General features: G+C 37.8%; 18 protein-coding genes. All 18 read right to left on the bottom strand.

All coding sequences use genetic code 11. The features are described from left to right. Window positions 1–216: 216 nt before the first annotated feature. Window positions 217–486, bottom strand: coding sequence for an ADP-ribosylglycohydrolase family protein (locus DW830_RS11375; protein WP_158573491.1), 270 nt, complete (start codon window positions 484–486; stop codon window positions 217–219). Window positions 487–496: 10 nt separating this feature from the next. Then, window positions 497–832, bottom strand: a complete 336-nt coding sequence (locus DW830_RS11370) for an ADP-ribosylglycohydrolase family protein (RefSeq protein ID WP_158573490.1) — start codon at window positions 830–832, stop codon at window positions 497–499. 97 nt (window positions 833–929) lie between these two features. Continuing rightward, a complete protein-coding gene (locus DW830_RS11365; RefSeq protein ID WP_119249986.1) occupies window positions 930–1772 on the bottom strand; it encodes an ADP-ribosylglycohydrolase family protein in 843 nt (280 codons plus the stop codon). Then, window positions 1753–1923 (bottom strand): phosphatidylglycerophosphatase A, encoded by a 171-nt coding sequence (locus tag DW830_RS16625; protein WP_233544499.1) that lies wholly within the window; start codon window positions 1921–1923, stop codon window positions 1753–1755. Before DW830_RS16625 ends, DW830_RS11365 begins: the two co-directional genes overlap by 20 nt. A gap of 1 nt (window position 1924) precedes the next feature. Beyond that, a complete protein-coding gene (locus tag DW830_RS16620; protein ID WP_233544498.1) occupies window positions 1925–2173 on the bottom strand; it encodes a hypothetical protein in 249 nt (82 codons plus the stop codon). Between the two features lies 1 nt (window position 2174). Beyond that, window positions 2175–2351 (bottom strand): hypothetical protein, encoded by a 177-nt coding sequence (locus DW830_RS16135; RefSeq protein WP_199656131.1) that lies wholly within the window; start codon window positions 2349–2351, stop codon window positions 2175–2177. A gap of 584 nt (window positions 2352–2935) precedes the next feature. After that, window positions 2936–3472 (bottom strand): cation transporting ATPase C-terminal domain-containing protein, encoded by a 537-nt coding sequence (locus DW830_RS17380; protein ID WP_410524525.1) that lies wholly within the window; start codon window positions 3470–3472, stop codon window positions 2936–2938. 86 nt (window positions 3473–3558) lie between these two features. After that, entirely contained in the window at window positions 3559–5769 is a 2211-nt protein-coding gene (locus DW830_RS11355; protein ID WP_410524524.1) for an HAD-IC family P-type ATPase, read from the bottom strand. Between the two features lie 11 nt (window positions 5770–5780). After that, the gene (locus tag DW830_RS11350; protein ID WP_119249985.1) at window positions 5781–6197 is read right to left on the bottom strand and encodes a hypothetical protein; all 417 of its coding nucleotides are present in this window, start codon (window positions 6195–6197) and stop codon (window positions 5781–5783) included. Window positions 6198–6213: 16 nt separating this feature from the next. Continuing rightward, entirely contained in the window at window positions 6214–7179 is a 966-nt protein-coding gene (locus DW830_RS11345; protein ID WP_119249984.1) for a DUF4407 domain-containing protein, read from the bottom strand. 31 nt (window positions 7180–7210) lie between these two features. Continuing rightward, complete coding sequence (locus tag DW830_RS11340; protein WP_119249983.1) at window positions 7211–7837, bottom strand: hypothetical protein; 627 nt, start codon at window positions 7835–7837, stop codon at window positions 7211–7213. Between the two features lie 143 nt (window positions 7838–7980). Then, window positions 7981–9012, bottom strand: a complete 1032-nt coding sequence (locus DW830_RS11335; protein ID WP_119249982.1) for a PrsW family glutamic-type intramembrane protease — start codon at window positions 9010–9012, stop codon at window positions 7981–7983. 11 nt (window positions 9013–9023) lie between these two features. After that, window positions 9024–9446, bottom strand: a complete 423-nt coding sequence (locus DW830_RS11330; protein WP_199656129.1) for a DUF805 domain-containing protein — start codon at window positions 9444–9446, stop codon at window positions 9024–9026. 4 nt (window positions 9447–9450) lie between these two features. Beyond that, complete coding sequence (locus DW830_RS11325; RefSeq protein ID WP_119249981.1) at window positions 9451–10926, bottom strand: helix-hairpin-helix domain-containing protein; 1476 nt, start codon at window positions 10924–10926, stop codon at window positions 9451–9453. A gap of 10 nt (window positions 10927–10936) precedes the next feature. Next, window positions 10937–12373 (bottom strand): PP2C family serine/threonine-protein phosphatase, encoded by a 1437-nt coding sequence (locus DW830_RS11320; protein WP_119249980.1) that lies wholly within the window; start codon window positions 12371–12373, stop codon window positions 10937–10939. Between the two features lie 4 nt (window positions 12374–12377). Then, complete coding sequence (locus tag DW830_RS11315; RefSeq protein ID WP_119249979.1) at window positions 12378–13430, bottom strand: TerY-C metal binding domain-containing protein; 1053 nt, start codon at window positions 13428–13430, stop codon at window positions 12378–12380. A gap of 13 nt (window positions 13431–13443) precedes the next feature. Then, window positions 13444–14010: a hypothetical protein gene (locus DW830_RS11310; protein WP_233544497.1), complete on the bottom strand. Its 567-nt coding sequence runs from the start codon at window positions 14008–14010 to the stop codon at window positions 13444–13446. A gap of 38 nt (window positions 14011–14048) precedes the next feature. After that, on the bottom strand, window positions 14049–14714 hold the full coding sequence (locus DW830_RS11305; RefSeq protein WP_119249977.1) for an AIM24 family protein: 666 nt from the start codon (window positions 14712–14714) through the stop codon (window positions 14049–14051). Window positions 14715–14718: the final 4 nt, after the last annotated feature.

Below are 14718 nucleotides of genomic sequence, written 5' to 3'. Positions count from 1 at the left end.
TTTCAAAGAACTATTTCGTTACATGAAACGTTAAATATCAGAGCGTAATATTAACAATTAACAGGGATGTTTCCAGCTTGTTTTCAAGAACAGAGAACTGGACACCCTAAAAAATAGATTACCTTTGCAAATGAAAAGCAGAACTGAAATCTTGGTACCGTTTGCAGCGATACAAGCGGTACCGATTGCAGTGATAGCATGGTACCGATTACAACGCTACGCGTGGTACCGATACAGCGCTATCGTCACTGCAGCATTGGTATCCGCATCTCCTCCTGATAAAACAATCTTCAGGATACCCTCTTTATACGAGGTTGCATGCCAATAAGCCCATAGGGCTGCCCCTAAAGTTCTGAGTGTATATCCCATACTCTTTTCATCATCCAGGCACAAAGAATCCAGACCTTCATGATATGCCAAGTCAACAAATGGAACAATTCGTTCATCATATTGTTTGGCAATGCCAATCACCTCTTCATAATCCAATATCCTGTCTTCAAAGACAAGAGCATGTATGCCGACCAATTCCCATGCCTCCGTTCATCATCCATTCCTTAAACTTTCTGGCAATATCAAGAATATCTACCTTTTGACAAGCCACAAAAGAATCTAAGATGCATAGCATCATGTCGGTATCATCTGTCCAGTCGCCTCTTTGCCAACGACGACGATGATCATCCTGCACGATTTGCGAATAGTCCTCTATCCCATTTGGATAAAAACGATCCACCTCTTGCTTGGACATAAACTCCGTGCTCAGTCCCAAGGCATCTCCTACAGCTTGCCCAAAGATGGTACCGAGGAATCTTTCTTTTAAAGTTTCATTTTCCATATTTTTTCTATTCATACAACCAACCAATCTTAAAGTCATCCATATCTGGTAATAGTGCTGTACCGATTACACAGCTCCACTTTTTTAACGACAACACTTATTCCCTTTCATGCTCCTTCAGATACAAATTAAACTCATTAAGAATCTGACGAAGATTATCATCAAGCACATTATTATATACACAATAAGCCAGTTCTTTTGGCATTTCCATCCCTCTTGTAGCAACAGCTATTCCTCCAGCCATACACGCCATAGTATCTGCATCACCGCCAAGAGAGATGGCATTACGGATAGCCGAAGTATAACTATCAGCTTCTAGATATGAGATGATAGATTCAGGAACACTCGACTGACAACTAACCCTAAATCCATAATCGGGACGTATTTCTGCAAGAGTACGGTGAAGATTGTACCCTTCAAAATGAGCCTCAACGTAATCGCATATTTGCTTCTTGTCTTTTCCTTGACGAGCCAGGAAGATACAAGCAGCTATAGCCTGCGCCCCCTTTATCCCTTCAGGATGGTTATGAGTCACCTCTGCAGAAATCTTAGCAAGCTGTAAAGCCTCATCCAATGTCTTGGCATAAAAGCCACATGGACTTACTCGCATGGCAGAACCATTGCCATAGCTGTTATACGGTTCCGTTTTTCTACTAATAATCCACCGCAAGAACTTCTTCCCATAGCCAACAAACATATACTTCCGTCCCAATTCTTTCATACACTCCACGAGCTTCTCATGAGTATGTTCAGAATCAATCGTCAGCCATTTTGCAACAGCCAAGGTCATAACCGTATCATCCGTAAAACGAGGTTCTTTGTATATATCGAAGTCCCCATGCTTTACTGGATGAAATTCATACGCAGCCCCGAAGCAATCACCAGCGATTGCTCCAATGATACCAGTTGTAGGTACAGTTTTACAAGTTATATGTCCCATGAATATATTCTACTAGATGGAAATATCTAATTATTAATGTTACAATAAATGCATAGAATCCAGCCAAAGCATCATCAAGCATACAGCCCCAGCCACCATGAATATTCCGGTCTATCCATCTGCAACCAAGCGGCTTAGTTATATCTATCACTCTAAACAACACAAAACCTATTGTTGCAAGGGATATTGAGACTCAACAAAGAACTAACAACCAATAAAATTGTAGCCACCATCAACCCTATCGGAGAAAGGACATAATAAAGACCTATCCAAATGAGCAAAGCCAGGAAAGCACCTGCTGTACCAGGTGCTTTAGGTACAAAACCTATGCCTAATCCTGTGGAAATAATTACATGGAGCCAAGGAGCTTCACCTAACTGTTTATTATTGTTATTACTCATATTATTTTCCAAACAATGCCTTCAGAACCATCTTTCCTATTTTTCTTTCCAATCCAGCCTTAGAGGTTGGAATCCCCGTTTCACGAGCAAACTTCTGTTTAGCCTGCGTGATACCCAAAGCTCGTTTCCAAGAAAACGAAAGTCCTGGAATTCCTGTATTTGTTTTTCGTTTTGCCATGTTTATTATTTTACTTTATTTCAAATAGCTAATAAATTCAGCAAGAACTATACGTAACATATTCTTCTTAGATACATTACCATATAATACCTCACTCTCTGTATCTTTTACAAGGATAACTGACTTGCCGTTTGAAACGAAAATAATCTTTTTCTTTTTTGTTATTTGTTAATGTGTTAAACTAAAAGTAAGCAGTTTATACTCTTGCTTAGGAGTTTGTCTTAAAAATGTGTAGATAACTTAATGTATCTCATTTTTTAATTGATTACTTAATTCTACCATATCCCAAACGAATGTGGCATACTCTTTATAATTTTTCAAACTTTCAAAATAATCCATTATCAGTTTTTTAAGATCTGGATAATGAATATCTTGCGCAAATATAGAGCAAAAGCTAAATAGTTATCTAGATTCATTACTTCTAAAGCTTCCTCTAGTTGTTTTCTTTGTTGTTGTCTATTCATAATTTTTCTCCATTCTATCTTTTTACTAATGCCATATTAGGTATTAATACATCAGCCTTTCTCATGATTTTCAAATTCATGGAACTACACAAAAAATATTGTGCAGTTCCATTTATTACATTATTTCTTTGTCAACAAATGCCAGATTTCACGTATCCAAAGCACAAGTGACGATCCAAGGATAATTATTATCCAATCTTCCAACTTCAATCCGCAAACATTAAAGAAGTCTTGCAGCATTGGTATTTCAACCATAAGTACTTGTCCTACAAAGATAACAACTACTATGACAAGTAATCCCTGACAGCCCTTAAAATGAAGTGCACTCTTACCAGTTTCAAATGCGCGAGCATTGAAGAGATAGAAGAAATGCGTCATCACAAACGTCGTAAAGAGAAGCGTTAACTCGTATGTACTCAATCCATCTCGTTCACCTAACTGGAAATTCAAGAAGAGTTCTCTCATCGACGTATAGTCACCATGCTCAAAGATGTAGAGCATTGCCACAAGTAAGAAGAAAAAGAATAATCCGACCCCAATTATATCCTTACGCATGGTAGGAGTGAGAATAGAAGCCCTTCGGTCACGTGGCTTATCTTCCATCACCCTACGTGAAGGCGGCAATGAGGCGAGAGCAATTGCAGCAAAGGTATCCATAATAAGGTTTATCCACAACATCTGCGTTACTGTAAGAGGAGACTCCGTACCCATAAAGGCGCCACAAAGAACCAACAAACAAGCCGTTACATTGACAGTAAGCTGGAAAAGCAGGAAGCGCTGGATATTCTTATAAAGGAACGTCCCCACATAACAGCATTCGCAATAGTTGAAAAAGAGTTGTCTTGTATTGTCATATCACTGGCCTCTTTTGCAACAGCAGTACCATCTCCCATTGACAGACCGACATCAGCAGCATTAAGCGCCGGAGCATCGTTAGTACCATCACCCGTGGCAGCAACTACCATTCCTTTCTGCTTAAGCAACTTTACCAATCGTTCTTTATCGTTAGGACGCGCACGAGAGAGAATCTTCACATCTTCTACACGGTCAACCAATTGCTCATCAGACATAGCTGCGAATTCAACACCTGTAAGAATATTCTTCTCACCATCAGTATCATTCCAAAGACCAATCTGACGACCAATTTCCTTTGCTGTTCCAGAAGTATCGCCTGTAACTATCTTCACTTGAATACCAGCATCCAAACATTCCTTAATAGCAGCAGGAACTTCCTTACGTACTGGATCAGAAATTGCAAAAATACCAGCAAATGTAAACCCTTCCATATTGAGTTTACCATCCTTAAATACTTCTTGATTTTCATCCAAAACTATGTATGCCAAACCAAGTGTACGCATAGCCTTATTCTGGTAGTCCAAAAGTTGCTTGCTATATGCTTGGTTCTGTTCAGCTGATACGTTGGAAAGACCAAGAAGAATCTCAGGAGCACCTTTCACATAAGCGACCTTCTTATTCAGTTCTACAGACTTAGCAACAGTAACCATGTATTTATTTTCCGTAGAGAAAGGCAAGCGATCTATTACCTCTATTTTTTCGCGCAGAGCTATATAGTCAAAGCCCTTACTATTAAGCCACAAAAGTAACGCACACTCCGTAGGATTACCTACAGCCTTAATATTTTTAAGATCTGTAAAATCCAAATTTGCCGTAGTGTTAATGGCTATCATTTCTGCCAAGAGATTATTAGAAATATCTTCCAAATGGGTATCGGCAACCTGCATTCTATTCTGCGTAAGTGTACCAGTTTTATCTGTACAAATTACAGACGTAGCACCCATCGTCTCACAAGAATGCATAGTACGAGGTAATGTATTCTCTTTCATCAGCTTACGCATAGAGAAAGCAAGACTCAATGTTACAGACATCGGTAAACCTTCTGGCACTGCAACAACAATGAGAGTCACAGCAATCATAATAGTATTCAATACATATGTCACAAAGTTTATCCATCCTTCACCAGTAGAGAAGTCTGCATTACCCATATAGAAATATATACCAATACGACCAATAATTATTAATACAGCAAATACATAGCTTGTTTTTGTTATCAAATCAGCCAATTTGTCAAGTTCTTCACTCAATGGAGTTTTACCACCTTCTTCCACCTGGGCAGCCTCAAAGACTTTACCACTTTCCGTTGCATCTCCAACTTTAGTGACTTTAGCAACACAATATCCTTCGAGAATGATTGTACCCTTCATTATCTGATTAGAAGGATATGTGGCCTCCTTATCAAAACAAGCCTTATCTGTTGTCTTAGCACATTGCAATTCTCCTGTAAGAGAAGACTCATTCACATTGAGATTCAAACTTTGCAAAAGTTCACAATCTGCAGGAATTTCCTCACCTGTCTCCAACAAAACAATATCACCAACCACAATGTCCTTGCGTGGCACCTGACATACATTATTGTTACGAATGACCTTAACCAGCGTATCATCATTAGCAACATTAAGGCTTTGAAATGTTTTCTCGTTTCTTCGCTCCAAAACAAAGGCTATACTTGTAGCTAATATCAATGCTACTATAATACCTATTGGTTCAAAAAAAGTTTTAAAGCCTGTACCTACCCAACAATACTCATAGATAGATATGCCCATAGAAAGGACAAATGCCATTATGAGAATTTTAAAGAGAGGGTCACCAAAGCCTCCAAAGAATCCCACAATAAGGATTAAAACCGTAGCAAGAGCTATAATAGCTGGCATACTCCAAATGATTGGTCCCATGCCACCAACCAAAATACCTGCAACAACAACGGAAAGTGCCACTAAAGAAAACATGGATATGGATATCCAGTGTGTACATGCTTCTTTGAGTGTATCCCAAATCGTTTCCTTCTCTGGAGGTGTCAAAACATTGACGCCGTACCTTTGTCGGCTTTCGAGCACTTGGGCATCGGTTAAGCCTGTGTAATGATGTTTCTTTTCCATTTTTTTATATTTTATCTGTTACTTTCAAACTCTTTTGCAGAAATGCTTGGTCCTAATCCACTACCATATGAAGACATCTGAAAGCTCATTCTTCCTTCAGAGCGTCTTGTACTTGTACATGTAACCGAAAACGTTCCTGCATTATGATATGATACACTTCTTCCATTTACAGCTTTAATCTTCAATTTATAATTAGCACTCTTAGCAAAAGTTTCGACCCTGCTAGAATGTGCTGGTAGATATACCACGGAATATAATCCTCCATAAATTCCAAGAATCTTCAAAGTCATAGTATAACTAGATTGATTCGTGAAAGTCATAGTTGCATATGACGATTGCATAGCAGAACTATTTCTTCCAAAATTAAATTGGGCTTTCATTGGCAATAATACGAAAATACCAAGAAGTAACATTAATAATTTCTTCATTTTATTTCATTTTAAATTAAACACTTACCTTACTAAAGGCACTATTAAACTGAGCCATTTTTACTCTTTCAGCTCCTTTTATAGCCAATTCATAATCACATTCTTCATCTCCCATCTTACTCGTAACAACAAAGAGCTCCAAACTCATCAACAATAGAAAGAAGATCACATAAAAGATACCAGCAACAGTTCTTGTTGTCACTATAGATACCATAGCCTCTAATTCTTCCAAGAAACCAACATTGGCTTGGCATTCTTTTCTAGTATCTTCTTCAACAGTCAATTTCTTTTTGTTCAAATCATTCTCTTGTAAAACAATCTGCTTGATTTTTTCATTATTTGCTGCAATAGCTATCTGTTTTGGATTAGCTACTTGATTTGTCGTCACTGATGGATTATTCACAACCTTAATCTTTCCATTGACTACAAGACGATCCTGACTATTAGTGACAGACTTTTGAATAATCCAAGGATGAGCATTCACATCTGCCTGCAATTCTGAATTAACCTTATTCAAAGAATCTTTTTCTATCTGAAACGCCATCAGTTTACTATCTATGTTACTGACTCTCTTCTGAGTAAGATCAGCAGTCTGCAATTCTATCGTATCAGCCATTTGCTTGTCAATATCCTTTCCAAACATCGTTTGATCAAAGATAGAAGAACCTACAATTGCCATTATTATTGCTATAACCAATCTAAACGTAGCTAACTTTTTAGTAGGATGCAACGCCAATAGAATTTGGCGTTCAATCATAACAACAATCGTAACAAATACCAAAGATACCAAAATACAGCCCCAAATAGGAAGACCAATATATCTCTGAGCGAAGCAGAAGCCAGTAATGCTCCATACTATCATAAGAATAAGCAATGCTGATGTATATTTACTCAATTGAGTCTTACTTGCCTCAGAACACTGACTCAATACACTAGAGCTCCAACCAGTCAACTTGCATCCTAATTTAATCCACCAATTCATATACCATCAATTTTATGAGTTCAACTTCCAGTTATGCAATAGCTTGCTTTGCTGCAACATTATTAATATTAGGCACCTGCGGAACAGCAGAACCTTTAGCACCACTTAAAGCGATAGTTGCAATACCTCTCAAGAATCCACAATCATACGATTGCAAAGGAATTGATGCCTCATTTGCATTATTACGAAAATCTATCTCTAATTGCTTTAACTCTTCCTTATGAGAATTAATAAGAGACATCGTCTTCTCTATCTCGGCAACTGTTGTCAGTAAACCTGCAGCATTGCAATTATCTATACGGACTTGCAAATCTTGCTTCATCACATCATAGTTGAGGTTGACTTCTCTGAACACCATGAGTATCTTATTACGAATGAGACTCATATTTAAATCACGGAAAGCCAAATCACTCTTGACCATAGCATCAGCAAAGCCCTTATCCTCATAATTCTTATGAAGATAACCATAGATAACATCTATAGGCCAACCTGTAGCATAAGAAACTGTCAACGGCTTATTAACATTCGAGTCTTCAGCCTTAACAGGTGCTACACTTTCAACCTCCTCTTTTGCTTCAGAAGGTTCTACTACTGGCAGTGAAACGGTAGCTGCGCTCTCGTTATCACTCTTCTTGTTGAGAAAATTAAAGAATCCCATAATCTTTATTTTTAATTGTTATTATTTTTATTTTCTGGTGCAAAGGTATTGCTTTTCTTTCAACAAGACAGAGATTCCCTAACGTTACACTCACTATATACTCTAAGGCTCTCACATTTGCTTGCAAGGTTATAAGCCATTCTTCATTGCCTCAATTTCGACTGATAATCAACACTTTGTTTCAAATACATCATCAAAAGCATCAACCCTAAAAACACCATAACAAGCGAAATAGCCCCTAAATCAGCAAAGGAGTCATATAATCCATGAACTATAGCAGGAATACTGATTGCAAGAACATATAATCCTCGCCTATACTTTGGATAGAGATGAGCAAACGACAAGAAATAACCTGCAATACCACACCAACAAGCATGAAGGAACGGCAAGCTTGTCAATCTTGCGATGTTAAGGAAGAACGAAACATCATACGTCTGCTCAGCATTTACCGTCATCTGATATTGAACTCCTTCAAAAACTCCAAAAGAGATTCCTGCCATCAAGCCATAAAACACCATCGTTTGAGGTATTAACGGTTCCTTTGCCTTCCTTAATATAATAAGGAGCGGTATCATCTTTCCGAATTCTTCCGTAAGTCCAACTCCAAAGACGTACCCAAGAAGATTAAAAGGAAAATGCACACCTGTAAAAGCATAGAAAGGATTGACTTTAGGTAATCCTAACAAATCCCATGCAACAAACACACAAAGTTGAGTCAAAAAGAATACATTCAAAGTTGTCTTCAACTTGACCTGATGGGTTTTAAAACAAGCATAGAAGAACAAGCCCCAAATTATTGAGAAGTACAATGAGACCTCATAAAAAATGAAAAATCCTCCTAATGGTATGGTCATAATAATCATTGGCAACAATCCCACTAAAGCCAAGATTAAGAATCGCTGATCTGAAAGGAATTGCTTGGAAAACAACTTGGCTTTCGGGAATATTAACTCCGAACCTATCGCAGACAACTGTGCTAATACATTTCCTTTGTTTTGGACATGACTCTTCAAGTTAGCTCGTTTCAAATAAAAGCCAACTGTCCGTTCAAAGCTATCACTATCAGCAATAGCCTTGTCTTGTTTTAGCACCTGTCCATTGTTCACATACAAGAGCAAAGTTTGCTCATCGTATGGTCCAAAGCGATGATTGTTGCGGATTACGTAAATATTCATAAATATTGCATTTATGCATACATATCTCTTCCTTTAGGATCTTTTCCATAGTCATTCTCATATGGTTCTCCATCCTCAAAGAATAACATTATCATAACATATATATTGTATAGCGGTATCAATAACGTAAAGATACGAAGACCAGACTCACCTTTATCATGAAAGCGTTTACACATTTGCGCCCATGTAAACCAAAGAAGAGGAATATATAACAATCCTAACAAAGGAGTTTCTTCAGCACATACGGACAAAACTATCGCCAATACACCATAAATAATATATGACAAGCCAAACTCCATACGTCTAATTCTTCCTGAAAAAGAAAAAATATGAGAAAACATAGCTTGCTTTTCAACCATTTTTTCTTCAGTTCTATTCTCTGCCGATTGAGAAGAAACTATCTGTTCTTCTGTTTTATTCAAATCTATACCCATAACATTAATTATTTACAAGTTGAACAACTATTAATCTACCTCCTTGACTTTTATCAAGCAAAATCTGCCTACCATCTGTCAAAGGCACATATTCCCCAATACCAATAGGCTTTTTATCCGTCGCATCATACATATCTGGCAAACGGCGATTGATGAGAATCCATTGATTATTAAAGAAATGGAAATCACCTACAGGTTTTTTATCCTCATCTGTCGTTTTCTCATTTGCAGAAACAAGACGATTAGAATGCCACTTATACAAAGTCTGCTTATCATACACCATCAATCTGTAATTCTCAGACATATACTTTCCGTGAGAAGGTGCATAATAGAAATTGAGAATAGGCAATTGCCCTTTATATTCTGTTCCACAGAAAGGACATCTTGGCTTGGTAGTATTGTCAAAGACATACCAATGCGCCTCACATTTCGGATTTTGACAAGGTTGAACCAGATCACAAGTTTTAACCAAAGCATCTTCCCATTCGGCAGCACTTGGACGAGCAGAAGGATTATGAAGTCCATCTATAAAAGCTCTATCAAATAACTTTTTCAAATACGGACCACAAATTGTATATGGTAGTTTTGTAGGGTCACCTTGTGGCAACTGACTCTTATCTAGATCTTGAGGTTTGACACGATTTGTCTTATCTGTCGGATGCTCTATAAATAAAGCCTTTTCTCCCATCGACAACTCTTCGTCTTTTGCAGGATCTATATCCCATACTTTGCCACCTCGCAGAGGATGACGATTTAGCAAGTACATATATATGAGCACAGCTAAAGCATGACGGTCTGTTGCGATACTCGGAAGTTTTTTATTAGGATCGCCAATCTTCAAGCCTTTGGTTTCCATAACCTCAGGTGCTATAAAATCAGGTGTACCTAAAACTCCTGCATCATATTTTCCAGGAACAACCAATTCATCAGCATCAATAATACAAGAATTACCAGAAATAGGATCTACAAGCACATTTTTATACGATAAATCAGAATGAGCAAGACCGGCAGCATGCAACCTTCTGACAGCACGAGCTAGTTTTAAACACATGTGTAAATCAGAAAGCCAAGTACCCTTTTGGTCTGCTGAGACAAAACGATTTCTCAATTTTGCAGATGCAAACCATTTACCTTCTTTTTCCTTACCATCAAAGGGCCCACCTTTAAAGAAATACTTACTTGGATAAAAGGGTAAGACCACACCGATCTTTCCATTCCATTCAACAAGTCGATCTGGCATAATTAAATAGTCTTTCCAATATTTACCCTCTACAGTCTCAAATATTCGTTTATGGTAAGGGCCTACAATATTTTCCAAACGATTTTTATCACTTGGTGAAAGAGTCTTTCGATAAAAAGCGACAACGTATGTCTTGTCTATTGAAAAATAAACATCCTTGACACCACCTTGAGCTTTGATTTCATCATAAAACTCAACGGTTGTGCCATCAGATGCCTTTAATATTACTTTGTTTGCCATAATATACTTTCTAATACAATATTGCAATCGTTCTATCATCATGGTTACCTGGTGACCAGAAGTCTAGCCAGTTAAGAAGTTGTTCTTTGGCTGCTTCATTATCATCAGACAAATCCACCCCTTTTTCCTTTAAATCATTCCAAAGTGCATCCCATTTATCAGGATTATTCAAATTTGCGTCTGTTTCAAACTTTGGGTCACTTACGCCATCTGTCATCAAGAACAATGCAGTAAAGTCTGGAACTATATAAAAGCGAAGACGCTGGTATAAAGCTGTCGCATCCTTGAATATCTCTGGCATTGTCAAAAATCGAGTTTGACCAGCAAACTCTCCCTCATCAGGTACACCAAGTAATTTTACGGTATGCATCTCTTTGTCATAGAGACATATTGCACCATCGCCAACCCAAAAAGATGCAACAAACCAGCCATAACTAAACTTCTTGCAAATAGTCAACAATAAAGTCGTAGCATAAATCTTTGTTGGTTGATTATGTGCAGCAGCCTCAGCATAAATTGCTTTTTGAGCACGAAAGGCAGCCGTACCAACAATCTTGTAGATATAATCCCCAACCATTTTACGAGCCTCGCTTTCGCTGTCTTCCTTAAACTGGTCATATGTATCTATCTCTTCTTCAAATTTCTTACTATCCAACAATTGCTCCTTGCAATAATCGACTGCCGTTTCACAAGCTATTCGAGAACCTTCACGAGAAAAGGGAGCAGAACCAGCTCCATCAGCAACAGCCATAATATACCATCCATTTTCAAGATGAGCCATTTTGAAATGGTCATCACGAGGTTTTGCTTCTTGGGCATGCGAACGACCACGCTTGCTGGCAGCTACAATATCCTTTTGAGGAGCACCGTCATCCAGAGCCTCAACCTTCACATATTCACATTGTACATCTTCATTCTGATAACGTGGTTCAGGCATATTTTCCCAATCCACAGGTAAATTCTTCCACAATTTACGTGGGTCTTGATTGATGACAAAAGGAATCTTACGTTCTAAGACGGGTCTATCTTCTGGCAAGAATATACCTTTATATTTATAGCATAGCGTCAATTCAAATGTTGATTCAGCCGTTGCTGTACCACCATTACGTAATGGCTCTAAAGTTGGTAAACCACTAATTGTAAAACTATGTCCATCCTCTGTCACAGTTATTGTCAAGCCATGCATTTCTTCTGATATGCCGCTTACTTCAACAAGCACCATATTTTCATCAGGAACGTTCACTGTCTGTGAATATTCCTTTCCTTCTTTAGCATTCGGTATCGAAAATGCTAAAGACTTTACTTTATTTTCTGCAACTAAAATATTGTCCATCAGATGTTCTTTATATTGATTCCACAATTTGTCTGAAAGGAACTTCAAGAAGTCTTCCACCTTCTCGTCGTTTTTCCCTTGACAAACTATATCTATTATCTTTTCTACATTCATAGCTTTATCCTCTTCCTCTTGTTATATCAGCTCCACCTGCAGCAATCTCACCCAAAGAGCCTTCCATACCACACCAAGGGCAAGCTGTCGCATTTCCGTCTGAACACATAATATTACCACATTCACAGACCACTACACCTAATTGTGCGCCACAACAAGGACAGGTTGGTACACCACGCAAAGCAGTAGTATTGATACTCTGGTTAGAATTTCCATCAGACAAGCTATTATATATTTCTTCATCTATAGGATAAGCACCAACCAACTTAAACTCATTCTTCAATAAGCCAAGGTTTCCGTAATCCATGTCCTTGTACTCTGCCATTCGTTTTGCATATTTTACGAGATAAGTTTTCTTGGTATTGGAGCATTTGCCTACCAACACTACAAAATTCTCATCTATGATACAAGGCTTAGAAGTATCTACCTTTTCAAGATTTATACCAGATGTAGGTGCCAACTTTACTTCATCATCACCCATATCCGTCACAGAAACGCTTGTTGCCTTGATGGAAGCTGTAACCCATTTGAAGAATGACTTGAACGAAATTTCATCAGTATTATTCAAACGAAGCACATTTTCAGATATTTGTCCCAGCAACTGCGTATTCGCATTATCACCGATAGATATTGCTACAATATTAGCTGAATGACGATACTTCTGATTCCAACGAGTGAAAGCTGGAGTTGGATCATCTGTAGGAGTTCCATCTGTAAAGAGGAAAATGATTGGTTTCCAATCACCTTTTTTCTCCAAGGTTGTCTTCACTAACGACTTGTCCATATCATCCATCAAAAAGTTAAGAGCAGCACCTAAAGACGTACCTCCACCAATAGGAAACGTTGGAGGATAGAATTTATACAATTCCGTCAAAGGCGTTACACTTTTTGCCTTACCAGCAAAAGCTATCACAGATATATATGCTGTTTCAAGAGCATACGGATCGGTACGCAATTCTTGAACTATCATTCTCATACCATCCTGCACTTGCTGGATTGGCTCTCCTACCATTGACTCTGATACGTCAACGAGGAAATATATAGGTAATCTTCTCATTGTTTTATCGTTATTAAATTGTTAATTCTATTATTCTTGGTGGATTTTCCAATACTTTTCTTTTGAGAGTATCGTCCATATCAAACATATTTTTCACTATTTCAACACTATCAAAACTATCCCAAGGATAAATATTTTTTGTTAATTTTTCATATGCTACCTTTTTAGCAAAATTACCATGTAAAACTAATATTTTTTTATATGCGATTTGACATTTTCCAATTAAACTATTAAAACAAAAGATATCAGAAGGGGTTCCCTTTGTGATTATTAGTAATATATCACCATGATAACCATTTATCACATACTCTATTGCTTTACCTAAGCACTTTGGTCCATGTCCACAAAACTCAAAAAAAGGAGGCTGTATCATCCCCATTGTCAAATCAATTCCTCTTGGTTTTTCTTTTCTAATATATGCCAATTCATGGTGAGATATAACCTCATTAAGATTTGAATTATATAGAATCATGTGAATCCAATCTTTGCATACCCATAGAGATTTTTGCATTAAATTATGATATGCAAATATTATGTCACACACCATTTGATGAGCCCTACATAAAGGTTCACCATCCATTGACCCAGAACTATCTATTAATATTGTTATACCCTTGTTCATTTTGTAGAATGAATTAATATTGGAAGAGGGCTCAGATAAACCTTACCTGGTCCCGTAACTTTCATCAAACTCAATCCTTCTCCTCTCAATACATTACCAACAGACCAACCTGCCTGAATCTGTGAAGGAGAGAAACCTTGAAAGGCTACGATATGATTTTCATCTATTTCAATTGTTTCACCATTACCCAGAATCTTTTCTATTGGGGAACCAAGGGAATCAAGAAAAACAGTAGCATTACCATCTATCTTTTGGAAAAGTCCTACTCCACCCACTAATCCTTGAAGGCTTATATTAAGGTTCAAGTTTATCTTATTCGTGGATGCAACATAATGTCCACGACGACAGATTAAGTTTTCTCCTTGCAATCTAATAGGAACGAGAGCACAACAACTACCAGAAAGTACCATTTTTCTCTCCGTATTTGTAGGATTATAGAAACGGATTATCAAAATAGATTCACCTGCCAACGCAGATTTCAAGACTCCTCCCAAGAGGCTACCTAATCCACCATTGCTAGAGCCACTTCCATTAAACTCCACATCACGTTGCAAAGCCTCATCAACATAGACAATACTTCCACGCTCTGCATAAAACGATTCTCCTGGTGACAATGTCACTTCAAGAGTCTTATACTCATATCCTACTATCTTGCAATTCATATCA

It is taken from the genome of Prevotella sp. AM34-19LB (genome assembly GCF_003468525.1).
In the GTDB taxonomy this organism is placed as follows: domain Bacteria; phylum Bacteroidota; class Bacteroidia; order Bacteroidales; family Bacteroidaceae; genus Prevotella.
The sequence above is the reverse complement of the archived record's forward strand: the minus strand, read 5'-3'. Positions and strand labels throughout refer to the sequence as shown.

What these genes read in the sequence shown, in the direction of transcription:
- DW830_RS11320 (WP_119249980.1), bottom strand. Translation starts at nt 12,373, where the DNA reads ATGAATGTAGAAAAGATAATAGATATAGTTTGTCAAGGGAAAAACGAC.
- DW830_RS11370 (WP_158573490.1), bottom strand. Translation starts at nt 832, where the DNA reads ATGGAAAATGAAACTTTAAAAGAAAGATTCCTCGGTACCATCTTTGGG.
- DW830_RS11345 (WP_119249984.1), bottom strand. Translation starts at nt 7,179, where the DNA reads ATGAATTGGTGGATTAAATTAGGATGCAAGTTGACTGGTTGGAGCTCT.
- DW830_RS11325 (WP_119249981.1), bottom strand. Translation starts at nt 10,926, where the DNA reads ATGGCAAACAAAGTAATATTAAAGGCATCTGATGGCACAACCGTTGAG.
- DW830_RS11305 (WP_119249977.1), bottom strand. Translation starts at nt 14,714, where the DNA reads ATGAATTGCAAGATAGTAGGATATGAGTATAAGACTCTTGAAGTGACA.
- DW830_RS11340 (WP_119249983.1), bottom strand. Translation starts at nt 7,837, where the DNA reads ATGGGATTCTTTAATTTTCTCAACAAGAAGAGTGATAACGAGAGCGCA.
- DW830_RS11330 (WP_199656129.1), bottom strand. Translation starts at nt 9,446, where the DNA reads ATGGGTATAGATTTGAATAAAACAGAAGAACAGATAGTTTCTTCTCAA.
- DW830_RS17380 (WP_410524525.1), bottom strand. Translation starts at nt 3,472, where the DNA reads ATGGATACCTTTGCTGCAATTGCTCTCGCCTCATTGCCGCCTTCACGT.
- DW830_RS11315 (WP_119249979.1), bottom strand. Translation starts at nt 13,430, where the DNA reads ATGAGAAGATTACCTATATATTTCCTCGTTGACGTATCAGAGTCAATG.
- DW830_RS11350 (WP_119249985.1), bottom strand. Translation starts at nt 6,197, where the DNA reads ATGAAGAAATTATTAATGTTACTTCTTGGTATTTTCGTATTATTGCCA.
- DW830_RS11365 (WP_119249986.1), bottom strand. Translation starts at nt 1,772, where the DNA reads ATGGGACATATAACTTGTAAAACTGTACCTACAACTGGTATCATTGGA.
- DW830_RS11355 (WP_410524524.1), bottom strand. Translation starts at nt 5,769, where the DNA reads ATGGAAAAGAAACATCATTACACAGGCTTAACCGATGCCCAAGTGCTC.
- DW830_RS11335 (WP_119249982.1), bottom strand. Translation starts at nt 9,012, where the DNA reads ATGAATATTTACGTAATCCGCAACAATCATCGCTTTGGACCATACGAT.
- DW830_RS16620 (WP_233544498.1), bottom strand. Translation starts at nt 2,173, where the DNA reads ATGAGTAATAACAATAATAAACAGTTAGGTGAAGCTCCTTGGCTCCAT.
- DW830_RS16135 (WP_199656131.1), bottom strand. Translation starts at nt 2,351, where the DNA reads ATGGCAAAACGAAAAACAAATACAGGAATTCCAGGACTTTCGTTTTCT.
- DW830_RS11310 (WP_233544497.1), bottom strand. Translation starts at nt 14,010, where the DNA reads ATGGATGGTGAACCTTTATGTAGGGCTCATCAAATGGTGTGTGACATA.